Raw genomic sequence first — 25,201 nt, 5'->3', positions numbered from 1 at the left:
CCCGCCTCACGGCCGGCACAGCGCGCGCACCCGCTCGGCCACGCGCGGGTAGCGGGCGGTGAGGTCGTCGGCGTCGCCGTGCTCGTACGTGTCGTCCGTGAACCCGGGCGCCATCGTGCACCCGAGCAACGCCCACGCCCCGCCACCCGCGACGGCCCCACCCATCCAGGTGCCGGCGGGCACGGTGAACTGCACGTGCTGCCCGCCCAGGACGTCGGGCCCGAGCACCACCGTACGGTCCGACCCGTCGGGCGCCAGGAGCAGCAGCTCGATCGGGTCACCGAGGTAGAAGTGCCACGTCTCGTCGGAGGCCAGCCGGTGCATGGCCGAGTACCCGTCGGCGTCGTCGGTCAGCAACACGACGATGGCCGACCCCTCCGGCCGCCCGTCGACCCGCTCCGCCCCAGCCCACGTCCGCAGGTACCGCCCACCCTCGCGCGGTATCGGCTCCAGTCCGTAGTGCGCGACGAGTTGGCCGGGGGTGGGCCGTCGGCTCGCGCCGGCGAGACGGGACTGGGTGTCTGAGGCGTCGGAGCTGCTGTCGCTGGTCATGTGCGGCCCTCCACTGACGGTCGGGGGCCAGCGTACGGGGGTGGGGTGGGGTGGGGCAGTGGGGCATGTCGGGGCGGTTCCCGAGATCGTTCCCCTGCCCACCCACCACCTACGCCGTCACCTGATCACAGCCCCCGATCAGCGCCCGGTGATCAGCCCACGCGCGAGCCGCAGCCGTAAGCGCGGCCCGGTGCGGTAGCGGGTCCGCCTTCTCCCTGCTCGCCCAGACGGCATGCAGGGCGTGCGCGAAGGTGCTGACGGCTGCGGGAGCAGCCGCTCGGTAGGCCGGCACCGCGCGAGCCACCTGCTCGGCTTGCTCGGGGGAGTGCCCGGCGTGCACGAGACGCACGACAGAAAAGGCGGTGTCGGCCCAGTCCGGCCCGGGACAGGCGAGCGCCCAGTCGAGCAGCCGGATGCCGTCAGCAGTGACGAGCATGTTCAGCGGCGACACATCGGTATGAGTTAGTGCCGTGCCCTGGAGGTACTGCGCGCAGTCGTCGGGGTAGAAGCCAGCCCATCGCACGTGCAACGGCTTCTTGCGTACCTCGGTGGGCCACGGGGTGCTCGACAGCATGGTGAGCATGTCAACCAGCGCTGCCAGGTCATCTGATGCGGGCGCGAGTTGAGGGTGCCGCCCCTCAAGGAACTCGTAGCCGATCAACAGCCACCCACCCGCCTCGACCTGCCACAGCACACGAGGGGCACGCGGTGCCGATCGGGTGACTCGCGCCTCGTAGTCGTACAACCAAGCCGTCTCGTCATCGAGACGCGTGCCCTTGAGGAACACCCGTGATGCGGTGGTGTGCAACGTGCAGGCGAGGCGCGACATGACACCGCTATCGGCGGTCTCGCCGCGTTCGATCGGCCCTGCGAGCTTCTCGACCGCCTCTCGTGCTGCGGACGGGAGTTCCGTCCATGCGGTGCGATCCACCCGTGGTCTCTCCTCGTGCCGTGTCTCGTGCAGTACGGAAGCCGGCCCCCGGCTCTGCCAGAGCCTGGCACAAGTCGGGGGTCGGCGCGGAACTGTCAGCCGTGCTTGGGGCTGTTGTGGCAGTTGGCGTGGCACTGCGAGCAGTCGGCGATGTCCAGTTCGGGCCAGAACTCCGCGTCGACCACGAACCCGATCGCGGTGATCGCCTCCATGGTCTGAGCACGCAGCGCCTTGCCGCCGCCGTGTTCCTCCTTGTCGAGGAATCCCGGCTGGTGGTGCACGAACTTACCGAGCGTATGTGCGCAGAACTCCTGATACGCCTTGGTGTGCAGCAGGAAGGCATGCCAGAAGTCGTCGACCAGTGGCGAAGGGCTGAGCGGGGTGTCGCTGTGCGCGCCGGCCGCGAGGAAAGCGAGCATCTGCCCAACGCCGCGGTGTGCGTACTCCTCGGTCATCTGCGGGAACTTGACGCGCACGTTCTGTGCGAGGGTCTCACGCAGCTCGGCGGGGAGCAGCGTGCGGGCGTCGGTCGCGGGACGTTGCTGTACTACGGTCACGGTCCTTGCCTCCTTGATCGGGTGGTGCGTCGGACGTGCGTCGTGCGTCCCGCCTACCTGGGGCTGGCCAGTCAACCGGGTGGGCGGGAGTTCTGGACTGCCGCGGACGTAGCGGCATCGATGGGGTAGGGAGCAGGACGGGTGGCCTTGTGGGCACAGAGCTCCCTACCGCCGGGGACCGCCGTCCTCATAGCGCACCTTGACGGGCATCACGCCCTGCTCGGTGCGGTGGTCGTAGACCACATCGCGCGGGGGCGCGGTGACGTGCGTCAGCGCCGCAGGCACGGGCTCCAGCGTGGTGCCGTCAGCGGGCGCGGACCACTCGTCGCCGCCGCGAGCCGAACGCAAGTGGTACGTGGTCGTTCCCGACTGAGGTAGGGCCACCACGACCCCGATCCGGCCGTCGCGGGTGGTGTCACGAGCGAGGTCGCCCAGTCGCGGATAGAACGGAGCTGTGGCTCCCAACTCGGAAGCTTGACAAGGGAGATGAGTGACTCGTCGGCCTGTCATGCCCTTGAAGCTAGGAGCCCTTCAGGCGCCCAATATGAATCCGAGGAATACGACCCTTATCCGTCCAGGTGAAAACGGTCGGACATCCGCCGAAGCTTCTCGCGCGTCGCCGCGCGCTCAGCGTGGACGATGCTGCGCAGCGTCGACCGGGCGATGGGATGGTTGCGCACAAGTTGCGGCGCGATCCGCTCAGCGGTCTCCAACGAAGCAAGCGCCCGGTCACGACTGCCGTCCCACAGCCAGGCACGGGCGAGATCCATGTGGTGGTGACCCTGACGAGAGTTGGGCAGGCTGGCCACGACGTCCGGGCTCGTGCGTCGGTGGATGGCAAGTGCCTTGGCCTGGTCGCCGTTCTCAAGGGCGACGCTGATCGCGTGGATCTGAACGTTGCCGGGCGAGAACGTAACCGAGTGACGGTCGTAGACCGGTGGGCCCTGGTAGCTGCTCATTCGGTTGGCCGCATCACGGGCATCGCCGATGCGATCTTCGGCATCCCCCGCCCGGTTTGCGCGCGCCGCGGCGACAGCAGCGCGCAGTTGCAGCGCGCCCCACATGCGCAAGGCGGGCAGCTCACCACGGTCATACCGGTCCTGGATGCTGGCAAGCGCCTTGTCGGACAGGTCGAGAGAGTCGGCCCAATCCGCCGTTGCCCACATGTCCCAAACGCGCATCCAGTCGGCGAGCGCTGGCATGAGCGGATCGCCGGACAGCCTCGCGGACCATGCGGCGCGCTCTGCGGCCATAGCAACAAGTTCGGGATGCCCGAGTGCGTGCGCGGCCGTGTGTGCGAACTTACAGGCCACCGCGTACACGGCATACGCCTCTTCGCATTCATGCCCGGCGGAGACTTCGGCCAGTGCGCGGGCCTCGCGCAGCAGGTCGGGCAGAACGCGCAAGATGGCGACGTTCGCCGCCGCGTCGCGTAGTCGGTGCAGACGTGTCAGCTCACGCCACAGGTCGCGCGAGGGACGAGGGGTGCCCTCGAATACTGGTGTGAGGTCGTAGCGACGCAGCTCGCGCAGGATGGACACGGCAGCGACCTGCCACTGATTCTCGCTCGGGCTGCTCTGGTACGGGCGCCCGATCAGGTCGTTAGGGTGCACGTGTAGCTCAGATGCGAGCAGGTTCAGCAGGCTGACACGGTCTATCTCGATAAGGCCGCGTTCCATCTTGGACACCCAGCCCTGGGTCTTGTTCAGAGCGGCAGCGAGATCGGCCTGCGGCATACCAAGGCGCAGCCGTGCCCGGCGCGCGCGACGACCGATCTCTTCGGCTTCCTCCAGCATCAGCGCACCTCCCAGGTCGTGGCAGGCCACCGGTGGACAAGCGATCGGCAGGGCATCAGGGCTCCATCCGTTCAGACCGTCTCTCAGAACGGTACCTATGGCGGCGCGCCGGTGTGGAGCAGGTCGCACTCGCAGCCACCAGGCCGGCGCCCACCACGGGGACGCGACGGGTCCGGGGGCAGCTCACGCCTGTGGGGAGGGCTTGCCCTATTGGTCACTCGGCCGTGTCGGGACGGCTGTTTCGGCTACCGCCGCTGCGTCTCCGTACGAGGCCCGCCACGCGCCCCGGGCGAAGTGGACGACCCCGTCGGGGGTGATGTGGACGCGGCTGCCGTAGATGGGGAGAGCGCCCTCCACGTTGAGCCAATGTCGAATGCGCTCAAGCCTTGCCCACAGCCGCTGCGGTCCTCCCTGGTGCACCTCGGGAGGCTGGATACGATGCGCACTCGCACGGGCCCAGGAGCCGTCAGGGTGTGCCAGCCAGGACGTTCGTTGGTCCCCGTCTTCCTCGTAGTCGGTCACCACGCCGGGGACGGCCAACTCCAGCATGGCTTGCACGTCCCATGCGCCACTCACGTTGAATACCGGGTACCGGCCGGTGGTGACCTCCTGACCGACCCGCTCACGGAGACGCCCGCCTAGCCTCCCCCCTCCCGGCGGGTAGTCCGCTCCCGATCGGGTGACCATAAACCCAGCCCGGTCCCACTCGACCTGCCCTCGCGCGCTACCGTCCGGCTCCTTGTCAGCCGTGACGATCACGTTCATCCGGGCGAGGGTGGTCACGAGCCGCCCGCCCGGGCGAAGCGCGGCCACCACGCTGGCGAGGTTGGGCAGGGCCACCAACGACACGATGCGGTCGAAGGTGCCGGGCAACGGGCCGGTGGCGTCACAGGTGACCACCTTGGGCTCCAGCCCGATCGAGTCGAGCCGCCGCGTCGCGGCTTCGGTCAGGTACGGGTCCACATCCATCGACGTCACCCGGTCCGACCCGAACCGACGGGCGACGAGAGCGGTACTCGTTCCGGTACCGGTTCCGATCAGGCCCACGTCGGCGCCGTCGTACAGGAGGCCGTGGCGCAGCATCCGGACGACGAGGCTGGGCAGCGTGCTGGACGAGGTGGGGCGGCCGGAGGGGTGATCGTCGGGGTTGGCGGCGTCGGCGTGTAAGACGCCGACTCGGGTGACGAGAGTGTCATCCGCGTAGACGGCACGCAGCCAGGCGGACTCGTCCGCCTGGCCATCACGCAGGGACCACTGCCCGCCCTCCCACTCCCACCAGCGCGGCACGAGGATGTGCCGGGGCGTCGCGGCAAGTGGTTCCCGCCAGCGCGAGGTGGGGGCGGCGATGGAGGCCGCCAATCGCTGGGCGACCAGTTGCCAGTTCAAGCGCGGGACCCCAGCCGTTCGTGCGGTTCAGTCGAACTCGCCGTCACGCACAGCCCCGACGAATGCCGACCAAGCCGCCGTGTCGAAGACCAGTGCCGGGCCCTGCGGGTCCTTGCTGTCGCGAACCGGAACCACACCAACGCTGATGGCCGACGGTGCCCACTCCACGCAGTTATCGCCACCGTTGCCGCTGTACGACGACTTGACCCATGAGACTCGGTTCAAGTCCAAGTTCGCACTCACGCTAACGCCTCCAAGGCTGACCGAATGAAAGCCGCCGTCTGTTCCGGCGACAGGGCATGTGCTGTGAGCAGATCGTAGTCCCGGCGTCGTGCCGCGACGACCTCCTGATCCTCAAGCAACGTGCCCGTGCTGATGCTCTCTTCGTAGACGACCTGCGACCCGTCTTCCATAGTCATCAACCTCAGCGACCCACCCACCAACGCGTGCCCACCATGCTCGAACGGAATGATCTGGACCACGGTCGTCGGCGTCAGCGTCAGGTCCAGCAGTCGCTGCAACTGCTCGCGCATCACAGCCGGTCCGCCGAAGCTGCGCCTTATGACGGCCTCATCCAGGATCAGGGACAGATCTGGCGGCGAGTCGGCGCTCAGCAACTCCTGTCGGCTCATTCGCGCCGCGACCAGTTCATCGATCTCGTAGACCGTGGCCTTCGGGTTGTACACCTCGAACAGCGCGCGCGAGTACGCCCTCGTCTGCACGATGCCGGGCATGATCTGGCCGGTGTACTGCTGAATGAGCCGGGCCTGAGCCTCGAAGTTCATCATGCGCCGGAACTGATCCGGATGAATCTCCTTCTTGGCCAGGGCGTACAGCCTGACGAACAGCCCGTCCGTCCCGAAGGCCGCGTCCAACTTGCCTGGCAGGTCCGGCGGGAGCACTGACTCGGCGAACTCGAAGCGGTGCAGCGAACTCTTGCTGTACCTGACGATCTCTCCCAAGGCTTCGAGCGTCATGCCCGCCGCCTCGCGTAGTCGGCGCATCTCCGCGCCGAACAGGTGTCGAGCGGACTTGTCGGGCGTCAAGTGGCGTGGGCGAACGGACATACGCAACCCCTTTTCCCGTCAACGACGGCGGCACACGAGCTGCTTCTCAGCCTACGCACGCCTGCGCAACGATCGCACTACAGACAGTGATTTCCCCTTTCCCGGGACCGAGCACGAGACGAGGTTCGTCATGCCCTCTGCCCCTGAACCACTCGACAACGGCCGCGAGGCCATCCAACTCGCCATGAGCCGCGAACTGTTGGCCCACGCCAAGGACGTACTTTCCGTCCCTCGCCAGCCCGCCCACGTACTCCGCTACACCTGCGCCCGGCTGACCGAGAGCCTGGACGACGTCCTGCACGTGGCCGACGAGCGCGGTCAGCGCCTCACGCGAGGGGAGCCGAAGTCCCGTGGGCCAGCGCTGTACTGGGGCAACCCGGCGCACGACGACGGTGGTCACACCGGCCGAGAGGCCGGCCCCGCATGACGTACGCCGTGTACCGGTTCGTCCAGCACACCATTCGCCAGGCGCCGGAGGGTGGCGTGACGTACGAGGCGTTCTGCATGACCGCCGGCTGCCGGGCCGAGTCGGGCGGGTTTGAGGACCAGGACGACGCGCGGGACTGGTGCCTGCGGCACACCGGCCGCAACCCGGGGCACGACCTGTTCCGCCGGGTGGTCACCGACTACGCCCGCGTCCTGCGCGACGAGGAGTGAACCACGCCCGGGGCACGGGCCGTGGCGCACCAGGGGCCCCCCGCGCGGAAGTCCGCGCCGGGGCGGCCCCGCCGCGTGCGTGCTCGCGCCCCCGCGCGCGGGCGCGCTCCGTAGGCTCGGCGTCCATGAAGGTACTGATATCCGTGGACATGGAAGGCGTCTCGGGGGTCGTGCACCCGAGCGAGACCAATCCGAGTGGTTACGACTACGAGCGCGCGCGACAGCTCATGACCGCCGAGGCGAACGCCGCGATCGCCGGCGTGCTCGACGCCGAACCCGCCGCCACCGTGCTGGTCGCCGACGCGCACGGGCCGTTCCGCAACCTGCTGCCGGAGGCGCTGGACCGGCGGGCGCGGCTGGTGCGCGGGAAGCCGCGCCCGTTGGGGATGCTGGCCGGGCTCGACGGCTCGACCGAGGCCGTGCTCCTCGTCGGCTACCACGGGCGGGCCGGCGCCGGGCCCGCCGTCCTCGCGCACACCATGAGCGACGCCGTACTCGATGTCCGCGTCGCCGGGCGCTCGCTGGGCGAGATCGGGCTGAACACCGCGATGGCCGGACACCTGGGCGTGCCGGTGGTGTTGCTGAGCGGCGACGACACGGCCTGTGACGAGGTGTCCGAACTGGTGCCGGGCGTACGTACCGTCGCCGTCAAGCAGGCCATCGGGCAGAGCGCGGCCGTCACCCTGCACCCCGAGGAGGCCCGGGAGCGACTGCGCGACGCGTCCGCCAGAGCGGTCACGCGGGCCGGGCTACGGGGCCAGCGGCTGGCCTTCCCGGGCCCGGTGGAGGTCGAGATCGACCTCGCCAGCCCGACCACGGTGGACCTGGCCATGCTCGTGCCGGGCGTCGGACGGGGCGCGGGCGGCCGTACGGTCACCTTCACCGCCACCGACTTCGCCGAGGCGTACCGGCTGGTGCTCCTCCTCGTACAGCTCGGGACGATCAAGCCGGGGTGACCCCACGCGGGTGCGGGCCGGGGTGGCACGCCCCCGGAGTGCGACGGTGGACGGGCCTCAACCGCCCGACGGTTGCCGGGGGGTTGAGGCCGACACCCCGGGCCCGTTCGCCGGGCCCGCTACCCCGCCCGCAACCCCCGCAGCAGTAGGGCGACCAGGCGGCGGGGGTCGTAGTCGGGGTCGCTGTCGCGGCCGATGCACAGGTTGCCGACGCCGCGCATGAGTTCCTGCGGTGGCGTGCCCGGCTCGATCTCGCCGGCCTCGACCGCGGCGTCGAGCAACCGCGCGCAGACGGGCACCAACCGGTCCAGGAAGTAGGCGTGCAGCGCGTCGAAGCCGCCGCCGTCGGACTGCATGGCCTTGGCCAGGCCGTGCTTGGTGACCAGGAAGTCGACGAAGAGGTCCACCCACGCGCGCAGCGCGGCGAACGGCGAGTCCGCCTCGGCGAGCAGCGTCGGGCCGGCCTCCGCGCACGCGTCCACCTGGTGCCGGTAGACGGCGACGACGAGGTCGGACCGGGTCGGGAAGTGGCGGTAGATCGTGCCCATGCCCACCCCGGCCTCGGCCGCGATCCGGCGGATCGGCGCGTCGACGCCCGAGGTCACGAACACCGCCGCGGCGGCGGCGAGCAACGCCTGTTCGTTGCGCTGCGCATCGGCCCGCTTGCCCCGGGGCGGCGCCTTCCCGGACTGGCCCGCACTCGGCATTACGTACTCCTACCAGCGACGTTGACAAAGCGGAACAGTGCTCCGTATCGTAATTGGAACAGCGCTCCGCTTACAGCTTAGCTGAAGCCGGGCCCTCCCGTACGCCTCGCCCGCCGCGCCCGCTCCCGGGCCCCGGCGGCCGACGCCCTCGAAGGGAACACCCAGCACCATGAGTGAAACGACGCAGTCGAGCGACGCCGCCCTCGGGGCGCCCGCTCCCGTCCTCTCGGTCAGCCCGGTCGTCCTCCCCACCCCCGAACGCGCCGTTGACCTGGAACTCCGCGTCTCCGCGCCGGTCACCGGGACCAACCTGCCGATCCTCCTCCTCTCGCACGGCCAGGGTTACTCGAACCACCTCTCCTCGCTGAACGGCTACGCGCCGCTGGCCCACTTCTGGGCGGCGCACGGGTTCGTCGTCCTCCAACCCACCCACCTCAGCTCGCGCTCGCTGAACCTGCCGCCGGACACCCCGGGCGCCCGCTGCACTGGCGCTCGCGCGCCGAGGACATGACGCGCGTCCTGGACCGGCTCGACGAGATCGAGGCCGCCGTGCCGCACCTCGCCGGCCGCCTGGACCGCGAGCGGGTCGCGGTCGCCGGGCACTCGATGGGCGGGCACACCGCGAGCCTGCTGCTGGGCGCCCGGTACGTCGATCCGCGCGACGGCGGCGAGGTGTCGCTGGCCGAACCCCGTATCAGGGCGGGCGTGTTGCTCGCCGCGCCGGGGCGTGGGGGTGACGCGCTGGTCGAGTCGGCCGCCGAGTTCGTCGCCTTCCTCACGCACACGGACTACGCCACGATGACCACGCCCGCGCTCGTGGTCATCGGCGACCGCGACGACTCGTCCCACCTCACCCACCTCGGCCCGGCCTGGCACGCCGACCCGTACGCGCTGGCCCCCGCGCCCAAAACCCTGCTCACGCTGTACGGCGGGGAGCACGGGCTCGGCGGGGTCGCCGGCTACGACGTCGCCGAGACGACGGACGAGAGCCCGGAGCGCGTCTCCGCCGTTCAGCGTCTGACCTGCGCGTACCTGCGCAGCCAGCTCTACCCGGGCGACCCCGCCTGGCAGACGGTGAGCCGGTCCCTGACGACCGGCCCGAACGCGCTGGGGCAGGTGGAGTCGAAGTGAGCGGCGGGTAGGCGGCGCCCTCCGGCGCCCCCTGCTCGGGCGCCCCCTGCTCCGGCGCCCCCTGTTCGGGCGCCCCCTGTTCGGGCGCCCCCGGCGCTTGGGATGGCACGGGGGTGGTGCGGCGTGGGGGCCGCCACACGGGACGCCGCACGCGAAGGTCGTCAGGTGTGGCCGCCGACCTGGAGCACCTTGACCGTCATGGTGGCCTCCTGGACGAGGAACGTGGCCCGGCTGCCTCCGCTCAGGCGGATCTGGTACTGATCACCCTGCAGCTTCTTGCAGTTGGCGTCTCGGGCCTCCTTCGCCGCCTCCCTCGGGTGTTTGCCCTCGTTGTGGATCGCGTTCTGGAACGCGTCGAAGGCGGCCTCCTCGGACTTGGTGAGGTCCTTGAACTTCGCCCCTTTCTTGTCCAGCGTCCACCTGGCTTCCTCCGGAGCGCGCTGCACGTCCACCGCCACGCCACCGCCCCACCCGCCGGGGTCGGTCGACCGACGCCCCGGCCCCTCGGGTTCCGAGGTCCCTGACGTCACCGCCCTCGAGCCGACGGGCCGTGCCATCACGCGCCTGGCATTGGCCTCAGCCGCGCGCTCGAAGCGGTCCGAGGGGCCGGACACGCGGAGGCCCGAACCGTTGTCGGTGCCGGCGACCGGGCCCTGGCGCTGCTGGATGACGTGCGTGAGCTCATGCGCGAGGGTGTGTTGGTCCGCACCGCCCTGGCCGATAACCACGTGGTTGCCGCTGGTGTAGGCCCGGGCCCCGACCTCGGCCGCGGAGGCGCGGGCCCTGCTGCCGGTGTGGAGGCGGACGTCGGAGAAGTCCGCGCCCAGCCGCGCCTCCATCTCCGTACGGACCGACTCGTCCAGGGGCCGCCCGGCCGAGCGCAGCACGTCGTGCACCGTGGACCGCTGCACCGCCTCGTCGTCGCCCTCACCCGCGCGCTGCCGACCCTGGACCATGCGGCTCACCACCGCGTTGCCAGCGGTGCGTTGCAGCGCCCCGGCCAGGCGCGGGGGCACAGCCCGGCCGCCAGGTCGCGCGGCCGGTGCCGTCGCACGCGTCCCGTTCGACTGGCGCCGCCTACCGGCGTCCGCCGCTGACTGCTCTGTGGCGCGCATGCGGATACGACCCTTCTCTCCGGTCTGCCTGGCCTCCGGGGCTTCGTCCGCCTCCACTCCTACGGAGTCGGTGGCGGCCGTGGGAAGGCACGGAGGGGCAGCCCCGGGTGCAGGAAGTACGTCCGGACGGTGCCCGCGCGGCCGTGGTACGCGACACCTCGCGCTGGCAGCCGCCTCGCTAGGCCGCCAGCAGCGGGGCGAGTTCGGCGGCCCACTCCGGGTAGAGCGCGACCTTCTCCTCGTGCAGGGCCAGGACGTCCCGGGCCAGGGTGGGCGACATGTCGTCGGAGAGGTCCGGGCCGATGGCGATCCTGGCCAGGTACGGCATGATCTGCGGGTCGCCGGCCAGGTGCACCGGGTCGTGCATGTAGCGCCGGAGGGCCGGCAGGTCGGCGATGCCCACGCAGAAGGCGTGGGTGAGGCCGTCGGGGTCGCCGAGGTTCTGACCCACGGTCGAGAACGACACCGACTCGACGGCGGCCGTGCGCCGGAACACCTGCAACACGCGCTCGCGCTCCTCCTCGGTCACGGTCTCCTTGAACGCGAAACGCAGCATGTGAACGATCACGCCTGCCCCACCTCTCGTCGGCAATTGAACCCATGGGTTCAAGAATGTTGTCTTAATGGTTCAGCTTTAGACTGAACCCATGGGTTCAGAAATGTCAACGGGCGGCGGGACGGCGCCCCGTGGGCGGACGGAGCGGCGGCAGGCGATCCTGGACGGCGCGTTCACGGTCTTCGCGCGGCACGGCTACACGCAGGCGTGCGTGAAGGACATCGCCCAGGAGGCGCGCGTCGCCAAGCCGACCGTCTACAACCACCTGCACGACAAGGAGACCCTCTACCGCGAGGCCGTCGAGGCCGCCGCCGACCGGATCGGCGCGCGGTGTCTGGCCGTCGTCGAGGGGCTGCGCGAGGCCGCCACCGACCGCGCCCCGCACGACCGGCTGACGGTCGTCGCCCGCGACCTGCTCCGCGCCTGGACCGACGAAGAAGCTGCGGCCGTACGGCAGTTGGCCTGCGCGCAGGCCGCGCAGTTCCCCGATCTGGCGGCGAGCGTGCGCGAGCGCACGGCCCTGCGCGTACGGTCCGCGCTCGCCGACCGGCTGGCCCGGCTGGCCCTCGCCGGCCACCTGCGCGCGAGCGATCCGGAGCTGGCCGCCGAACACTTCCTCTCGCTGCTCACCGGCCCGCTGGAGTACCGCCCGACCGCCGATCCGGACACCGTCGCGGCCAGCGCCGTGGACGTCTTCCTGCGCGCGTACGGAGCCTGACCCGGCCGGCCCTGGTCGTGGGGCTCGCGCGGGGCCGCCCGCCGGGGCCCGCCCGGGCCGGCCGACGGACGAGCTGGCCGGACTACCCCGCCACCTCACCCACTGACTCCCCGCGCCCCCCGCACCGACTCGATCGCGCGCGCCAGGCTGTCCGCGCCGTGGCCGAGGGCGAGTTGGTCCGTGAACAGGGCGTGGAGCGGGGCCAGCAGGTCCGTGGGAACGCCCTGGGTCTGACTGGCGGTGAGGATGGAGGCGAGGCCGGCCGCGTTGATGTCCAGGTTGGAGGTCTCGGTCAGGTACGCGCCGGCGTCGATCTCGGCCGCGAATCCCGGCAGCGCGGCGGCGGCGTCCCGGAGCCAGCGCACCAGCGGGTCGGTCAGGTCGGTGGCCGTGATGCCGTATGTCTCGGCGAGCGCCACCGCGTGGAAGAAGCCCGCGAACATGCCGTACATGCCGCTGAGGATCGCCGTGTCGTAACCCGCCGCCGTCTCCGGGCGCTCGCCGGTGAACCGGGCGGAGCCGAAGAGTTCGAGCCGTTCGCGGTGGGCGGCGAAGGCCGCGGGCGAGCCGCTGTAGAGGACGAACGCGCTCGGCGTGCCGATGGTCTGCGGCACCGCGTACACGGCGCCGTCCAGGTACGACGCGCCCTGCGCGGCCACCCACGGGGCGATGTCGCCGACCTGTTCGGGGGTGCCGGAGGTGACGTTGAGCAGCACGCGGCCGGCGAGTACGTCGGCGGCGGGGGTGAGGAGTTCGCGCACCACGGCATAGTCGAGCACGCAGACGATCACCAGGTCGGCCGCCGCGACCGCCTCGGCCACCGTCTCCGCGCGCCGCGCGCCCCGCTCGACCAGCGGCTCGGCCCGGGCGGCCGACCGGTTCCAGACGGTCACCCGGTAGCCGGTGTCCAGGAGCGTCCCGGCCAGCACGCGGCCCAGGTTGCCGAGGCCGATGACCGCGATGTGCTGGTCGTGATCGTCCCCGGGCCGGGGGCCCCCGGGCTGGGGGTTCCTGGGCTGGGGCTGGGACGGGGTGGTGGGTTGGGGCTGGGGCTCGGTGCTGGGCATGGCGTGTCTCCTGTGGCGGGTGTGCGTGTGGGTGAGGCCGGCGTACGTCTCGTACGTGGCGGCGTTGGGTGCCCCACGGGCGTCGGTTCGGCGGTCCCCGGGGCGTGGTTTCACCCTGCGGGTGGGGGCTGCCGGTCGGCTGTCGGTTCGCTGTCGGTCGTCGGACGCGAGTGGGCGCGTCGGGGGGGAACACGGGCGGGCGCGCCGGCAGGAGGTGGCGGGAACGCGGGTGGGAACGGTCGTTCGAGGCGGCGGGCTATCGTGATCTCCATGCGATTCGGGGTGCTGGGCCCGCTCGCCGTGTGGACGGCGGACGGCGCGCCCGTGCCGGTCCCGGGGGCGAGGGTCCGGGTGCTGCTCGCGCGGCTCCTCGTGGACCCGGGGCGGCCGGTGGCCGTGGAGCGGCTGGTGGGCGCCCTGTGGGAGGACGACGCGCTGCCCGCTCACCCGACCAACGCGCTCCAGGGCAAGGTGTCGCAGCTCCGTCGCGTGCTGGCGGCGGCCGAACCAGGCGGCCGGGACCTGCTCACCGCCGGCCCGGCCGGCTACGCGCTTCGGGCCGGCGCCCCCGCCGACGCCCCCGCTGACGGCCCCACCGGCGCGGCCGTCGACGCGACCCGCTTCACCGCGCTGCTCCGCCAGGCCCGAGGCACGGCGGACCCGCGCGCCCGCGTGCGCGTACTGACGCGGGCGCTTGAGCTGTGGCGCGGCGAGGCGTTCGCCGACTTCGCGGACCGGCCGTTCGCGCGGGCGGCCGTCACCCGGCTCGACGAGGACCGGCTGACCGCGTGGGAGGAGCGCGCCGAGGCCCGGCTCGCGCTGGGCGAACACGCCGCGCTGACCGGCGAGCTGAGCGCCCTGGTCGAGCGCTACCCGCTACGGGAACGGCTGTGGGGCACCCGGTTGCGGGCCCTCTACCTGGCCGGGCGCCCGGCGGAGGCGCTGGAGGAGTACGCCGTGCTGCGCCGCCGCCTGGCCGACGAGACGGGCCTGAGCCCGAGCCCGGCACTCGTCGCCCTCCAACAGGCCATGCTGCGCCAGGACCCGTCGCTCGACACCCCTCCGGCCCCGCTCAAGGCGCGTGTTCACAGCGGGACCGCCGGCGCTGTGGTGCCGAACCGTGCGCCGGGACCCGCCGCCCGGCCGTCCTCCGGCCCGGGCCCCGGCAACCTTCCGGCCGCCGTCTCACCGCTCATCGGCCGCGCCGACGCCGTGTCCGCCATCGCCGAACTCCTCGGCCCGCACCGCCTGGTGACGCTCACCGGACCGGGCGGCGTCGGCAAGACACGCCTCGCCCTCGCCGCCGCGGGCCGGCTGCGGGCCCGGCCCGTCGCCCCGCCCGCTGGCGACCCGTACGCCGACGATCCGTACGCCAACGACCCGTACATCAACGGCCTGACCGTCGAGGGCCCGACCGTCGGGGAACCGTCCACCGGTGGCGACTTCCCGGCTGTCGGGGGCGGCTTCACCGACGGCGTGTGGTTGGTGGAACTGGCCACCCTCGGCCCCGAAGCCCAGGCGAGCGCGGGCGCGGGCACGAACGTCGACGCGAACCCGGACGCGTACGACGCGGGTGCGTACGACGCGGGTGCGTACGACGCGGGCACGTATGACGCGAGTACGTACGCCGTGGTCGAGCGCGTGCTGAAGGTGCTGGCCATCCGCGACGACACCCCACACTCGCCCGAGCCCGGCCACGGTTCCGCCCCCGCTCCCGCCCCCGCTCCCGCCCCCGCTCCCGTCCCCGATCCCGTCTTCGCTCCCGACGCGACGGCTTCCCCGCGCGCGTGCGGCGCCGCCCGGCTCGATCGGCTGGTCGGGGCGGTGCGCGCGATGCGGGTGTTGCTGGTGCTGGACAACTGCGAGCACCTCGTGGAGCCGGTCGGGCACGTGGTGGCGGCGTTGCTGCGGGCCGCGCCCGGGCTGTGCGTGCTGGCCACCAGCCAGGAACCACTCGGCGTCGCCGGGGAGCGGGTGTGGCCGGTACCGCCCCTTGAGCTGCCGGCCCCGGCGAGCGACGCGGACCCGTCCGCCCTCGAGGAGTTCGGTTCCGTCCAGCTCTTCGTGGCCCGCGCGGCGAGCGCCCCCGGCTTCGCCCTCACGGCGGCCAACGCCCCGGCCGTCGCGGCGCTCTGCCGCCGCCTCGACGGTCTGCCGCTGGCACTGGAGTTGGCGGCGGCCCGGGTGCGCACGCTGGGGGTGCACGGGCTCGCCGCGCGCCTCGACGAGCGGCTCACCCTCCTCTCCGGCGGCCACCGCGACGCCCCCGCCCGGCACCGCACCCTGCGCACGATGATCGACTGGAGCTGGGGCCTGCTGACCGACCCCGAGCGCGCCGTGCTGCGCCGGCTCGCCGTCTTCGCGGGCGGCTGCGCGCCGGAGGCGGCCGAGGCCGTGTGCGGCCAGGCGGCGGTCGCGGGGCAGGACGGCTCCGGCCGGGTGCTCGACGTGCTCGCCCGGCTGGTGGAACGGTCCCTGGTGGTGGTGGACGACGGGCCGACGGGTCCGCGTTACCGGCTCCTGGAGTCGGTGAGCGCCTACGGCGCGGAGCGGCTGCGCGCGGCCGGCGAGGCGGAATCCGTACGCGAGCGGCACGGCCGGTACTACGCCGACCTCGCGGAACGGGTCGCGCCCCGGCTGCGCGGGCCCGAGCAGCGGTACTGGCTTGAGCGCCTGGACGACGAGGGAGCCAACCTGCGCCGGGCGCTCGACCACGCCGTACGCCATGCCGCCGGCGGCGACCGCGCGTTGCGCATGGTGAACGCGCTCGCCTGGTACTGGGTGGTGCGCGGCCGGCTCGCCGAGGCCGGCCGTGCGCTGGCCGCCGCGCTGGCCACGGCCCCGCACCCGCCCGCCGCCATCACCCCACCCCGCGCCCTGGCCACCGCCTGGCACACCGCCATCGCACTCACCACGGGCACCGTCGAACACCCGAGCCGCATGGAGCACCCGGGCCCCGCCGCGATCCCGGCCGGTACGGCGGAGTTCAGCGCCCCCGAAGCCTCCGCCTCCGCCTCCACCTCCGTCCCGTCCCCCGCCCCCGCCCCCGCCGGCACCGAGGTGGCGGCAGGCGGCTCCCGGGCCCGCATTCGGGCCGTCCTGCGGGCGTACGACGAGTTGGACGACCCGCACGGCCGCGCCACCGCGTTGTGGCTGCTCGGCACGGCCCAGTTGGGGGCCGGGGACGTGGCGACCGGTGAGGAGTTGGTCGACCAGGCCGTCACCGCCTTCCGCGCGCTGGGCGACACCTGGGGCACCGCCGCGGCGCTCAGCGTGCGAGCCCGGCACGCGATGGCGCGCGGCGACCTGGACGCGGTGCGGCACGACGGCGAGTTGAGCGCGCGACTCTTCCGCGACCTCGGCGACCGCTGGGGCCAGGCGCAGACCGTCTTCCCACTCGCCACGCTGGCCGAGATAACCGGTGACTACCCGCGCGCCACCCGACTGCATCGCGCCGGCCTGGAACTCGCGGAGGAGTTGGGCCTCGGGGCGGAGGTGTCCCGGCGGCACACGGGGCTCGGCCGCATCGCCCTGCTGACCGGCGACACCGCGCGGGCACGCGCCCACCACACCCGCGCGCTCCACCTGGCCCGCGCGCAGAACTCCCGATCCGGCCAGGTCAGCGCCGAGATCGGGCTCGCGCTCGGGGCTCGGGCCGAGGGCGACCACGACACGGCCGAACGCCATCTGGACGCGCTCCTGGACTGGTTCCGGGAAACGGGTTACGGCCCGGGCGGCAGCCTCGTTCTGGCCGAGCTGGGCTTCGTGGCCGAACTGCGCGGCGACGCCGCCACGGCGCTCGCCCGGCACCTGGACGGCTACGCCGTCGCGCGCGGGCTCGGCGACCCGCGCGCGCTCGCCCTGGCCCTGGAAGGGTTGGCGGGCGCCCGGGCCCTGGCCGGCGCGGCCGACGACGCCGCCACGCTGCTCGGCGCCGCCGCCGCGGCCCGCGACTCGGTGGCCAGCCCGCTGCCGCCGGCCGAGCGCACCGACGTGAACCGCGTCACGGCGGCGGCCCGCGCGGCCCTCGGCGCCCCGGGGTTCGCCGCCGCCTTCGCCCGCGGCACCCACCTGTCCCCCGCGGACGCCGTAAGGAACCACGTCCCCACCCCACATACCGCCCCCGCTCCCGGCCCCGAACCCGCCCATGCCCCGCACCCGCCCCCCTGACCAGCCACCCCGCGAAACGCCCCGCGAAACGCCCCGCGCCGCGCGGCAACCGCGCGCCCACCACCTCGCGTCTTGCCCCTCGCGCGCCGACCCACCACGGGCCGCCGCGCGCCTGCCACGAGCACGGCAGGCATCACAGACACCACAGGCACGACAAGCACGACAGACACAGCAGGCACGACCAGCGCACCGAGAACGGCGACGGGGGAACGGTGAACGACGTCAGCTACGCCGAAAGGTCATGGGTTCCGCTGGCCACCACGGTCGAACTCAACGACAGCACGCTGCGGGTCGGTGGGACCCGTACGCCGCTGTCCCACCTCAACATGGTGGCGATGGCCGACGCGTTCCTGCGCGGCCAGTGGCTCGGCGGGGGCGGGGCCGAGCGCCCGCTCGACGGGTTGCCAGCAGGCAGCGGCGTCGTGCCCGTGGTCCGCGCCTCGGGCTCGGTCAAGCCGGTGAAGGCGCGCCGGGCGCGGGAGTTCGCCGACGCGCTGGGGCACCTGGCCGTGCGCCGGAGCGGCGGCGCCGACGCGGTGGCAGCGGCGGCGGCCCAGGCGCGCGGTGAGGGCGTACCGCTGTGGATAGCCCGCCGCCAGGCGACCGGGCCCACCGGCCCGATCACCGTGACCGTCGACCGCAGGTTGGTGCGCGCCGACGTCTGGGGCGCGGGCACGCCGGTCGTCCGCCTGCGCGGCCCGTACGGCATGCCGTACGGAAGCCGCGACGCGGCCGGCATGCTCGCGGTGACCATCGACGAGCGGCCGGCGTCGCTCGCCGTACGGCAGAGCTGGCGCAAGTCGCAGCGCGCCGTCACCCTGCGGACCGAGTGGGGCGAGTGGGGGCTGCGCCGGTACGACCACCGAGGCTCCGAACTGTCCCGCGACGGCCGGCTGGTGGCCCGCCTGACCCGGGCCGAGCCGGCCCGCACCCGCAGCCAGCCGCTGCTGCCACTCGCCGGCGTGCGCTACGAGAGCGCGGACCCGCTCGACGCCGTGCTGGCCCAGTTCTTCGCGATCGCCTTCGCCCTCGGCGACGGCACCGGCTCGATCCGCTTCGGCACCCGCCGCCCCGCCCCCGACCCGGGTGAGCCGATCACCTGGGAGCAGCCGTGGTTCACCCACATCGGTGGTGGCAGCGACGACTCGGGCGGCGGCTCCGGCGGGGAAGGCTGGGGTGACGGCGGCGGGAGTGACGGCGGTGGCGGCGACGGCGGTGGGGGCGACGGCGGCGGGGGCGACGGCGGTGGCGGGGGCGAGTAGATGCCTCCGCCGGGACCACACGCCTCACCAACTACCACGCGCCATCCGCTTGTTGCGGCGACGCTACAGGCGTGTGTACGGGCGGCCCGGTGGCTTCCGAAGGGCGTTCGCGCGCCCGTACCGTGCTGTGGCGATCACCAAGCGTCACGCCGACAGGAAGCGGGTGCACCATGTCCGTCACCGACGAGTACCTGGCCAACAACGAGGCGTACGCCGCTTCCTTCGAAGGGCCGCTGCCGCTGCCGCCCTCGCGTCACGTGGCGGTGGTGGCCTGCATGGACGCGCGGCTGAACGTGTACGCGGCGCTGGGCATTCAGGAGGGTGAGGCGCACGTCATCCGCAACGCCGGGGGCGCGGTCACCGAGAACGAGATCCGGTCGCTGGCGATCAGCCAACGGCTGCTCGGCACGCGGGAGATCGTGCTCGTCCACCACACCGACTGCGGGATGCTGACGTTCTCGGACGACGCGTTCCGGCGGCAGATCGAGGAGGAGACGGGCATTCGGCCGCCGTGGGCGGCGGAGGCGTTCGGCGACGTGGAGCAGGACGTGCGGCAGTCGGTGCGGCGGATCAAGGCCAGCCCGTTCGTGCCCCACACGGACGCCGTGCGCGGCTTCGTCTTCGACGTGGCGACGGGGCGGCTCAACGAGGTGGAGTGAACGGGGCACCCGGGCGGGGCGCCCCGGGTCGGTGAGCTTCTGGCGGGCCCACCGGCCCACGGCACGACGACCGGGTGTCGGACCGGGCCCGTGCGCCCGCCACGCGGGCCGCGTCGGCCCGCCGCCCGGCCGTCCCCGCCCGGGCCCGCGCCGCCGCCTACTCCACCCCGGCCCCGCCCGCGATCCGGTTGATCTCCCGGCTGCGCAACACCCGTTCGCCGCCGCGCCGCCCGACGACGGCGATCATGGCCTGCCCCAACCGCTCCGTCGAGGTCACCTGCCCGGGCGCGACCCGGCGCAGCACCGGGTACGCCCAGGAGGTGGCCGCGTACGCCGCCCGGTACAGCGGCGTCTTGGACCGCTCGCCGTGCACCGGGTGGATGTAGTTGGGCCGGAACAGGTACGCCTCCAGGCCGTCCATCGCCAGCAGCGCGTTCTCCGTCTCCCCCTTGACCCGCGCCCACCTGGCCCGGGACCGGCCGGTGCCGTCGGTGCCCTCGCCGGAGACGTAGGTGTAGGTGAGCCCCGGGCTGCGCTCGGCCAGCTCGTGCGCGCCGGCGAGCGTGTAGTCGTACGTCACCCGCCGGTACTCCGCCGCGCTCTTGCCGCCGGCCGATATGCCCAGGCACCAGAAGCAGGCGTCGAGGCCGGCCAGTTCGGCGCCGATGGGCCCGAAGTCGGTGAAGTCGCCGTGGATGACCTCCCGCAGCTTGGGGTGGCGCCGCCCGAGCGAGGTCCGGCCGACCGCGAGCACGCTCTCCACCCGGGAGTCGAGCAGGCACTCCCGCAGCACGCCCTGCCCGACCATCCCGGTCGCACCAAAGATCACTACCTTCACAGCCAGCCGTCCCCTCTACCGATCTACCGAACCGGTCCGACGCGATCCGATCCGATCCGCTCCGCGAGCCGGGTACGCGCCGTACCGGCCGCCCACCCGCCGACCCGATCCTGCCCCGACCGGGCCGGGCCCGCCATGGCCGGGCTACGGACCACCTGGCCCCCACCCGACCGGCGCGGCGTCCGCCCGCCCCACGCACGCGCCCGGACACGCGGCGGGCCCCGGCGTGGCGCGCGGTCGCGGAGGGCGGGGGCGCGGGAAAGGATGGCCGCAGAGCACGTCCCCCGCGACCGCCCGGCACGAGAGGAGGACGGGGACAGCCCGGGCCACGTCCACCACCGGCCCCGGCGCCCTGACCGCCCATGGACACCAGCATCCGGCTCGCCCAGGAGCCCGCCGCCGACGCCCTGCTCAGCCGCAGCCCGCTGGCCACGCTGATCGGCATGCTGCTCGACCAACAGGTCCCGATGGAGTGGGCCTTCGCCGGCCCGTACACCATCGCCAGCCGGCTGGGCGCCGACGACCTCGACGCCCACGTCATCGCCGGCCGCGACCCGGAGGAGTTCGCCGCCCTGCTGTCCGCCAAGCCCGCCGTGCACCGCTACCCGGGCTCGATGGCCGGGCGCGTCCAGCAGCTCTGCGCGTACCTGGTCGAGCACTACGACGGCGACCCCACCAACCTCTGGCGCGACTGCGACGACGGGAGGGAAGTGCTGCGCCGCCTGAACGACCTGCCGGGCTTCGGCAAGCAGAAGTCCCAGATCTTCCTGGCCCTGCTCGGCAAGCAGCTCGGCGTGCGGCCCGCCGGCTGGCGGGAGGCGGCGGGGGCGTACGGCGAGGAGGGCGCGTACCGCTCGGCCGCCGACATCACGGGCCCCGAGACGCTGGCCAAGGTCCGCGCGTACAAGCAGAGCGCCAAGCAGGCCGCCCGCGCGGCCAAGGGCGAGTCGGGCGGCGGGGCGGGCGGTGGGAGGGGCGGGGCGCGGAAACCGGCCGCCGGGGGCGGGCGCGGCGGGGCGAAGCCGCGCGGTTGAGCCGAGCGGACCGGGGTCGGTGCGCGTCAGCTCCCGATATGCGGCCCTATGTCGGCTCCGTACTCTCCGCTCATGGCTGCGCCGGGTGCCACCGGCCCGGTAGGCTTTCCGTGTGATCTTCAAGCGCATCGGAAACGGGCGGCCGTACCCCGACCACGGCCGGGAAAGCACCCGCCAGTGGGCGGATGTGGCCCCACGCCCGGTACGTCTTGACCAGCTCGTCACCACGAAGCAGCAACTCGATCTGGAGACGCTGCTCGCGGAGGACTCGACGTTCTACGGCGACCTGTTCGCCCACGTCGTGAAGTGGCAGGGCGACCTGTACCTGGAGGACGGGCTGCACCGCGCGGTGCGCGCGGCGTTGCAGCAGCGCCAGGTGCTCCACGCCCGCGTGCTGGAACTGGACTGACCCACCCGCCTGGCCGAGCGCTTCGAGCGCCGCGCTCGGTGCGCCGAACGGGTTGGGGCCGACTCGAACGGTTGATCATTTAGTAGGCATGAGCGGCGGACCGCACTACGCTGCCGACATGAGCATGCTGACGCCCCCCGGCATGGGCGGAAAGTACCGCATCACGGGTGACCGGTACCCGCGGATGCGACGCCCCAGAAATCGCCATCGGATCGTGTTCGCGGCCATCGGCTCAGCCCTCGCCCTCGGCCTCATCGGCTGGGGAACGCTCCAGCTCATCGACGTGTTCACCGGCGGCGGTGGCAGCACCGCGCACGCCTCCGAGGACCGCGGCGCCTGCGAGCCGCCGGGTACGCCGTCGCCGTCGGCCAGGCCGCTCCCGAAGCCGGCGACCATCACCGTCAACGTCTACAACGCCACGACCCGCAGCGGCCTGGCCAAGGAGACCGCCGACGAGCTGCGCAAGCGCGGCTTCAAGGTCGGCAAGGTCGGCAACGCCCCGGCCGCGTACGACAAGAAGGTCAGGGGCGCCGGCCTGGTGCTCGGCCCCAGGGCGGCCACCGACGGCCGCACCGACGTGCTCGGCACGCAGCTCGCCGGGGCCCAGACCAGGACCGACGCCCGCAAGGGCCAGGACCTCGACCTGATCATCGGCGACGGCTACCGCGAGCTGGCCGCCGAGCGGGACGCCCGGCGGGCGCTGTCCGCGCTGTCCCAGCCGGCCCCCCGCCCCAGCGCGAACTGCTGAGCCGGTGGCGGGTGACCCGCTGGACCGGTGACCTGCTGACCCGCTAATCCCCTGCCCCGTCGAGAGGTCGGCGGCCCGCGCCTGCCGCACCCCGGAGCGCCACGGACCGCCGTCCGCGCCAGCGCCCCGGGGGGCGGGGGGGCAGTCGCGGCCTCAGCCCGCGGTGCCGTACATCCGGTCGCCCGCGTCGCCGAGCCCGGGCACGATGTACCCGTTCTCGTCCAGCCGCTCGTCCACGGACGCGGTGACCACCGTCACCGGCGTCCCCGCCAGCTCCCGCTCCATGACCTCGACGCCCTCCGGCGCCGCCAGCAGGCACAGCGCCGTCACGTCGTCGGCGCCCCGCCCGATCAGCTCCTTGATGGCCGCGACGAGCGTGCCGCCCGTGGCCAGCATCGGGTCCAGCACGTACACCTGGCGGCCGGAGAGGTCGTCGGGCATACGGGAGGCGTACGTGGACGCCTGGAGCGTCTCCTCGTTGCGCACCATCCCGAGGAAGCCCACCTCGGCCGTGGGCAGCAGCCGCACCATGCCGTCGAGCATGCCGAGGCCGGCCCGCAGGATCGGCACGACGAGCGGGCGCGGGTGCGAGAGCCGCACCCCCGTCGTGCGGGTGACCGGAGTCTCGATGTCCACCTGCTCGGTGCGCACGTCGCGCGTCGCCTCGTACGCGAGCAGGGTGACCAGCTCGTCGGAGAGGCGCCGGAAGGTCGGACTGTCGGTGCGCCGATCGCGCAACGTGGTGAGCTTGTGCGCGACCAGCGGGTGGTCGACGACGTGGATACGCATGGCAACGACAGTAACCGAGTACACGTACGACGACCGCTTCGCGCCCGGCCGCCGACAGTCTGTCGCCGCGGTGGCATCAAACCACCGTTTCGGGGGAAAGTGGGCACGTACGCCCGGCCCACCGCACCGGAGCCGGACCCCGCCCGAGGTGGTGTGTCATGTCCGACCCAGACGAACGCGGCGACGAGACAACGCCGGAGGACGAAGCCGACCGGCGCCGACGGCGCGCCGCCTTCCTGCGCGAACTGCACGAGGCGCGCGAGCTGCGCGACCGCGTCCAGCCCCGCCGCGCCCGCGCGGCGCGCATGCGCCAGGCCATGCGCATGCGCACCTTTCGCTGGTAGCGGAGCCGCGCCGGCGCCCCCGCCAGCGGCGGCACGCCGGGCCCCGGGCGAAGGCCCGCGGCGGCACGCCGACCCGCCCGCCGCGCCGCCCGGGAACCCGCCGCGACACACCGCCCGCGCGGGACGCGTTTGGCCGCCGTCGCGGACGGCCGACCGGGCGCTCCGGACCGGCTGCCGCCGCGCGCTGGCCGACCCCGCCGAGCGCCGCCCACCCACCGCCGACGACGCCCCGACACACCCTGGCTGAGCAGCGGGCGCGCGCCGGTCGAGCGCGCGCTGAGTGATCACCGAGCTACCGAACGTACGTCCGGATCACCGAGCGCTTCCAGGGATGATCCGTCAGTGACAACGCGTCACAGAGCCGCCCGACGCACTCCGGAAGACCCTTCGCGACGCGCTGGTTTCTGCCACGATTCCGAGTGGCGGGGCGCTGCCCCGTCGGTCCCGGCACGCCTATGACCAGTGGGAGAGTCACGGTGTACTTCGCCGCACTGCTCGCGCGCACCGAAGACGGGTGGGAAGCGAGCGACACAGACCTCGACGACGTCGAGTCCCTGTCCGATCTGACCGAGCTGGCCCGGGGGGCCGCGGTCGATGAGGACACGGTGCTCGTCTACATCGAGCAGGAAGAAGCGTGGTTCGGCCTCGTTCGGGTGGACGGCGAGGACGACCCGCGCACCTACGTATCGGACGCGGCGGCAGCCGCCCGCAGCTCGTACGGCGCGATGCTCACCGACGAGCTGACCGAACACGACGCGGAAGCCGATCTCGACCGGCTGGTCGACCTCGACGGCACGGAGGACGGTGAACCCGACGCGGAGGACGACGACGACGCGCCCGACGTCGCGGGCGAGGCCGTGCCGGCCGGCCCGCTCGGCGACCCGGAGGTCCTCGCCGACCTCGGCATCAGCGCCAAGGAACTGCGCGCGCTGGGCGATGACGCGCTCAGCGAGATCGCGGACGTCCTCGGCTGTGGGGAGGTTCTGGAGGCGGTGCGCTGACGACAGGTGAAGCCGCCGCCCGCCGTCGGCCGGGCGGCGGAACGGCCGCACACTGGTGCCATGACTGATCCCCTGCGCGCCCCCTGGCTCGGGCCGATGCGGCACGCCCTGGAGGAGGCCGTACGGGCCCCGGAGACCGGCGACGTCCCGGTCGGCGCCGTGGTCCTCGGCCCGGACGGCTCCGTGCTCGGCCGGGGGCGCAACGAGCGCGAGGCGACCGGCGACCCCACGGCCCACGCCGAGGTGCTCGCCATCCGCGAGGCGGCGGCCCAGCTCGGCGAGTGGCGGCTGACCGACTGCACGCTGGTGGTCACGCTGGAGCCGTGCACGATGTGCGCGGGGGCGATCGTCCTCGCGCGCCTCGACCGGGTCGTCTACGGGGCGGTGGACGAGAAGGCGGGCGCCGTCGGCTCCCTGTGGGACGTCGTACGCGACCGCCGCCTCAACCACCGCCCCGAGGTCGTCCACGGCGTCCTGGCCGACGAGTGCGCCGCCCTGCTGACCCACTTCTTCCGCGACCGCTAAGCGCCGTTCCCGTACGAGCGGCCACGGGCGCCCCGAACGGGACAGAAGACCCCAAACCACCTCCACCTCGGAACCGATTTCGGCGCACGGCCCCCCGTCCGCTAAGCTCTCTCTCGGTAGCGTGTCCGAGCGGCCTAAGGAGCACGCCTCGAAAGCGTGTGAGGGGGCAACTCCTCCGTGGGTTCAAATCCCACCGCTACCGCTCTTGGGAAACCGCCCCTGACCT

At 73.1% G+C, this 25,201-nt stretch carries 26 protein-coding genes, 1 tRNA gene and 2 pseudogenes; 15 read left to right on the top strand and 14 right to left on the bottom strand.

The genetic code is table 11. From position 1 onward, the window contains the following. Positions 1–6: 6 nt before the first annotated feature. From OYE22_RS17255 to OYE22_RS17220, 8 genes are all read right to left on the bottom strand, one after another. On the bottom strand, positions 7–552 hold the full coding sequence (locus tag OYE22_RS17255; RefSeq protein ID WP_277321243.1) for a cupin domain-containing protein: 546 nt from the start codon (positions 550–552) through the stop codon (positions 7–9). Positions 553–661: 109 nt separating this feature from the next. After that, a complete protein-coding gene (locus OYE22_RS17250) occupies positions 662–1,483 on the bottom strand; it encodes a phosphotransferase (protein ID WP_277321242.1) in 822 nt (273 codons plus the stop codon). A 95-nt stretch (positions 1,484–1,578) separates the two neighbouring features. Continuing rightward, positions 1,579–2,040 carry a hypothetical protein gene (locus OYE22_RS17245; protein WP_277321241.1) on the bottom strand — a complete coding sequence of 154 codons (462 nt, stop codon included), beginning with the start codon at positions 2,038–2,040 and terminating at the stop codon, positions 1,579–1,581. A 165-nt stretch (positions 2,041–2,205) separates the two neighbouring features. Then, entirely contained in the window at positions 2,206–2,505 is a 300-nt protein-coding gene (locus OYE22_RS17240; RefSeq protein WP_277321240.1) for a hypothetical protein, read from the bottom strand. A 101-nt stretch (positions 2,506–2,606) separates the two neighbouring features. Further along, a complete protein-coding gene (locus OYE22_RS17235; protein ID WP_277321239.1) occupies positions 2,607–3,836 on the bottom strand; it encodes a helix-turn-helix domain-containing protein in 1,230 nt (409 codons plus the stop codon). A gap of 207 nt (positions 3,837–4,043) precedes the next feature. After that, positions 4,044–5,222, bottom strand: coding sequence for a methyltransferase domain-containing protein (locus OYE22_RS17230; protein ID WP_277321238.1), 1,179 nt, complete (start codon positions 5,220–5,222; stop codon positions 4,044–4,046). Positions 5,223–5,249: 27 nt separating this feature from the next. Continuing rightward, complete coding sequence (locus OYE22_RS17225; RefSeq protein ID WP_277321237.1) at positions 5,250–5,465, bottom strand: DUF397 domain-containing protein; 216 nt, start codon at positions 5,463–5,465, stop codon at positions 5,250–5,252. Beyond that, a complete protein-coding gene (locus OYE22_RS17220; RefSeq protein WP_277321236.1) occupies positions 5,462–6,289 on the bottom strand; it encodes a helix-turn-helix transcriptional regulator in 828 nt (275 codons plus the stop codon). The genes OYE22_RS17225 and OYE22_RS17220 overlap by 4 nt, the downstream gene beginning before the upstream one ends. A gap of 130 nt (positions 6,290–6,419) precedes the next feature. On the opposite strand from OYE22_RS17220, the gene OYE22_RS17215 reads away from it, so the two are divergent. From OYE22_RS17215 to OYE22_RS17205, 3 genes are all read left to right on the top strand, one after another. Continuing rightward, positions 6,420–6,716 carry a hypothetical protein gene (locus OYE22_RS17215; protein WP_277321235.1) on the top strand — a complete coding sequence of 99 codons (297 nt, stop codon included), beginning with the start codon at positions 6,420–6,422 and terminating at the stop codon, positions 6,714–6,716. Beyond that, positions 6,713–6,946 carry a hypothetical protein gene (locus tag OYE22_RS17210; RefSeq protein ID WP_176162717.1) on the top strand — a complete coding sequence of 78 codons (234 nt, stop codon included), beginning with the start codon at positions 6,713–6,715 and terminating at the stop codon, positions 6,944–6,946. The genes OYE22_RS17215 and OYE22_RS17210 overlap by 4 nt, the downstream gene beginning before the upstream one ends. 125 nt (positions 6,947–7,071) lie before the next feature. Next, complete coding sequence (locus tag OYE22_RS17205; RefSeq protein ID WP_277321234.1) at positions 7,072–7,902, top strand: M55 family metallopeptidase; 831 nt, start codon at positions 7,072–7,074, stop codon at positions 7,900–7,902. Between the two features lie 119 nt (positions 7,903–8,021). Here OYE22_RS17205 and OYE22_RS17200 read toward each other — a convergent pair whose 3' ends face one another. Then, a complete protein-coding gene (locus OYE22_RS17200) occupies positions 8,022–8,609 on the bottom strand; it encodes a TetR/AcrR family transcriptional regulator (RefSeq protein WP_277321233.1) in 588 nt (195 codons plus the stop codon). 169 nt (positions 8,610–8,778) lie between these two features. Between OYE22_RS17200 and OYE22_RS17195 the strand changes: the two are divergent. Beyond that, positions 8,779–9,740 (top strand): annotated as a pseudogene (locus OYE22_RS17195) (chlorophyllase). Positions 9,741–10,294: 554 nt separating this feature from the next. Here the strand turns inward: OYE22_RS17195 and OYE22_RS17190 are convergent. Both OYE22_RS17190 and OYE22_RS17185 read right to left on the bottom strand, forming a co-directional pair. Further along, a pseudogene (locus tag OYE22_RS17190) lies at positions 10,295–10,855 on the bottom strand (DUF4157 domain-containing protein); the annotation flags it as partial. A 178-nt stretch (positions 10,856–11,033) separates the two neighbouring features. Further along, positions 11,034–11,423, bottom strand: coding sequence for a Dabb family protein (locus tag OYE22_RS17185; RefSeq protein WP_277321232.1), 390 nt, complete (start codon positions 11,421–11,423; stop codon positions 11,034–11,036). 79 nt (positions 11,424–11,502) lie between these two features. Here OYE22_RS17185 and OYE22_RS17180 point away from each other — a divergent pair, with 79 nt between their 5' ends. Further along, on the top strand, positions 11,503–12,129 hold the full coding sequence (locus OYE22_RS17180; RefSeq protein ID WP_277321231.1) for a TetR/AcrR family transcriptional regulator: 627 nt from the start codon (positions 11,503–11,505) through the stop codon (positions 12,127–12,129). Between the two features lie 95 nt (positions 12,130–12,224). On the opposite strand, the gene OYE22_RS17175 is transcribed toward OYE22_RS17180, so the two are convergent. Beyond that, entirely contained in the window at positions 12,225–13,196 is a 972-nt protein-coding gene (locus tag OYE22_RS17175; protein ID WP_277321230.1) for an NAD(P)-binding domain-containing protein, read from the bottom strand. A 270-nt stretch (positions 13,197–13,466) separates the two neighbouring features. Here OYE22_RS17175 and OYE22_RS17170 point away from each other — a divergent pair, with 270 nt between their 5' ends. From OYE22_RS17170 to OYE22_RS17160, 3 genes are all read left to right on the top strand, one after another. Further along, a complete protein-coding gene (locus OYE22_RS17170; RefSeq protein ID WP_277321229.1) occupies positions 13,467–17,366 on the top strand; it encodes a BTAD domain-containing putative transcriptional regulator in 3,900 nt (1,299 codons plus the stop codon). A gap of 212 nt (positions 17,367–17,578) precedes the next feature. Then, entirely contained in the window at positions 17,579–18,628 is a 1,050-nt protein-coding gene (locus tag OYE22_RS17165; protein WP_277321228.1) for a hypothetical protein, read from the top strand. A gap of 170 nt (positions 18,629–18,798) precedes the next feature. Beyond that, positions 18,799–19,287 carry a carbonic anhydrase gene (locus tag OYE22_RS17160; protein WP_277321227.1) on the top strand — a complete coding sequence of 163 codons (489 nt, stop codon included), beginning with the start codon at positions 18,799–18,801 and terminating at the stop codon, positions 19,285–19,287. Between the two features lie 157 nt (positions 19,288–19,444). Here OYE22_RS17160 and OYE22_RS17155 read toward each other — a convergent pair whose 3' ends face one another. Further along, complete coding sequence (locus tag OYE22_RS17155) at positions 19,445–20,125, bottom strand: epimerase (RefSeq protein WP_277321226.1); 681 nt, start codon at positions 20,123–20,125, stop codon at positions 19,445–19,447. Between the two features lie 362 nt (positions 20,126–20,487). Between OYE22_RS17155 and OYE22_RS17150 the strand changes: the two genes are divergently transcribed. From OYE22_RS17150 to OYE22_RS17140, 3 genes are all read left to right on the top strand, one after another. Further along, complete coding sequence (locus OYE22_RS17150; RefSeq protein WP_277321225.1) at positions 20,488–21,159, top strand: HhH-GPD-type base excision DNA repair protein; 672 nt, start codon at positions 20,488–20,490, stop codon at positions 21,157–21,159. 112 nt (positions 21,160–21,271) lie between these two features. Further along, positions 21,272–21,568 carry a type II toxin-antitoxin system VapB family antitoxin gene (locus OYE22_RS17145; RefSeq protein WP_004943146.1) on the top strand — a complete coding sequence of 99 codons (297 nt, stop codon included), beginning with the start codon at positions 21,272–21,274 and terminating at the stop codon, positions 21,566–21,568. Between the two features lie 118 nt (positions 21,569–21,686). Continuing rightward, positions 21,687–22,316, top strand: coding sequence for a LytR C-terminal domain-containing protein (locus OYE22_RS17140; protein WP_277321224.1), 630 nt, complete (start codon positions 21,687–21,689; stop codon positions 22,314–22,316). Between the two features lie 153 nt (positions 22,317–22,469). Here the strand turns inward: OYE22_RS17140 and upp are convergent, their stop codons facing one another. After that, positions 22,470–23,105: a uracil phosphoribosyltransferase gene (gene upp, locus OYE22_RS17135; protein ID WP_277321223.1), complete on the bottom strand. Its 636-nt coding sequence runs from the start codon at positions 23,103–23,105 to the stop codon at positions 22,470–22,472. A gap of 158 nt (positions 23,106–23,263) precedes the next feature. On the opposite strand from upp, the gene OYE22_RS17130 reads away from it, so the two are divergent. The 4 genes from OYE22_RS17130 (at position 23,264) to OYE22_RS17115 (ending at position 25,177) form a co-directional block, all read left to right on the top strand. Further along, positions 23,264–23,449 carry a hypothetical protein gene (locus OYE22_RS17130; RefSeq protein ID WP_176162731.1) on the top strand — a complete coding sequence of 62 codons (186 nt, stop codon included), beginning with the start codon at positions 23,264–23,266 and terminating at the stop codon, positions 23,447–23,449. A gap of 455 nt (positions 23,450–23,904) precedes the next feature. Beyond that, positions 23,905–24,450, top strand: a complete 546-nt coding sequence (locus OYE22_RS17125; RefSeq protein WP_176162732.1) for a hypothetical protein — start codon at positions 23,905–23,907, stop codon at positions 24,448–24,450. Positions 24,451–24,510: 60 nt separating this feature from the next. Then, the gene (tadA, locus tag OYE22_RS17120; protein WP_277321222.1) at positions 24,511–24,975 is read left to right on the top strand and encodes a tRNA adenosine(34) deaminase TadA; all 465 of its coding nucleotides are present in this window, start codon (positions 24,511–24,513) and stop codon (positions 24,973–24,975) included. A 115-nt stretch (positions 24,976–25,090) separates the two neighbouring features. Next, a tRNA-Ser gene (locus OYE22_RS17115) sits at positions 25,091–25,177 on the top strand. Positions 25,178–25,201: the final 24 nt, after the last annotated feature.

The organism is Streptomyces sp. 71268 (assembly GCF_029392895.1).
Classification (GTDB): Bacteria; Actinomycetota; Actinomycetes; order Streptomycetales; family Streptomycetaceae; genus Streptomyces.
This window is presented reverse-complemented; position numbering and strand designations above follow the sequence as displayed.

What these genes read in the sequence shown, in the direction of transcription:
- OYE22_RS17255 (WP_277321243.1), bottom strand. Translation starts at nt 552, where the DNA reads ATGACCAGCGACAGCAGCTCCGACGCCTCAGACACCCAGTCCCGTCTC.
- OYE22_RS17235 (WP_277321239.1), bottom strand. Translation starts at nt 3,836, where the DNA reads ATGCTGGAGGAAGCCGAAGAGATCGGTCGTCGCGCGCGCCGGGCACGG.
- OYE22_RS17220 (WP_277321236.1), bottom strand. Translation starts at nt 6,289, where the DNA reads ATGTCCGTTCGCCCACGCCACTTGACGCCCGACAAGTCCGCTCGACAC.
- OYE22_RS17215 (WP_277321235.1), top strand. Translation starts at nt 6,420, where the DNA reads ATGCCCTCTGCCCCTGAACCACTCGACAACGGCCGCGAGGCCATCCAA.
- OYE22_RS17210 (WP_176162717.1), top strand. Translation starts at nt 6,713, where the DNA reads ATGACGTACGCCGTGTACCGGTTCGTCCAGCACACCATTCGCCAGGCG.
- OYE22_RS17205 (WP_277321234.1), top strand. Translation starts at nt 7,072, where the DNA reads ATGAAGGTACTGATATCCGTGGACATGGAAGGCGTCTCGGGGGTCGTG.
- OYE22_RS17200 (WP_277321233.1), bottom strand. Translation starts at nt 8,609, where the DNA reads ATGCCGAGTGCGGGCCAGTCCGGGAAGGCGCCGCCCCGGGGCAAGCGG.
- OYE22_RS17180 (WP_277321231.1), top strand. Translation starts at nt 11,503, where the DNA reads ATGGGTTCAGAAATGTCAACGGGCGGCGGGACGGCGCCCCGTGGGCGG.
- OYE22_RS17175 (WP_277321230.1), bottom strand. Translation starts at nt 13,196, where the DNA reads ATGCCCAGCACCGAGCCCCAGCCCCAACCCACCACCCCGTCCCAGCCC.
- OYE22_RS17170 (WP_277321229.1), top strand. Translation starts at nt 13,467, where the DNA reads ATGCGATTCGGGGTGCTGGGCCCGCTCGCCGTGTGGACGGCGGACGGC.
- OYE22_RS17160 (WP_277321227.1), top strand. Translation starts at nt 18,799, where the DNA reads ATGTCCGTCACCGACGAGTACCTGGCCAACAACGAGGCGTACGCCGCT.
- OYE22_RS17150 (WP_277321225.1), top strand. Translation starts at nt 20,488, where the DNA reads ATGGACACCAGCATCCGGCTCGCCCAGGAGCCCGCCGCCGACGCCCTG.
- OYE22_RS17140 (WP_277321224.1), top strand. Translation starts at nt 21,687, where the DNA reads ATGAGCATGCTGACGCCCCCCGGCATGGGCGGAAAGTACCGCATCACG.
- upp (WP_277321223.1), bottom strand. Translation starts at nt 23,105, where the DNA reads ATGCGTATCCACGTCGTCGACCACCCGCTGGTCGCGCACAAGCTCACC.
- OYE22_RS17130 (WP_176162731.1), top strand. Translation starts at nt 23,264, where the DNA reads ATGTCCGACCCAGACGAACGCGGCGACGAGACAACGCCGGAGGACGAA.
- OYE22_RS17125 (WP_176162732.1), top strand. Translation starts at nt 23,905, where the DNA reads ATGACCAGTGGGAGAGTCACGGTGTACTTCGCCGCACTGCTCGCGCGC.
- tadA (WP_277321222.1), top strand. Translation starts at nt 24,511, where the DNA reads ATGACTGATCCCCTGCGCGCCCCCTGGCTCGGGCCGATGCGGCACGCC.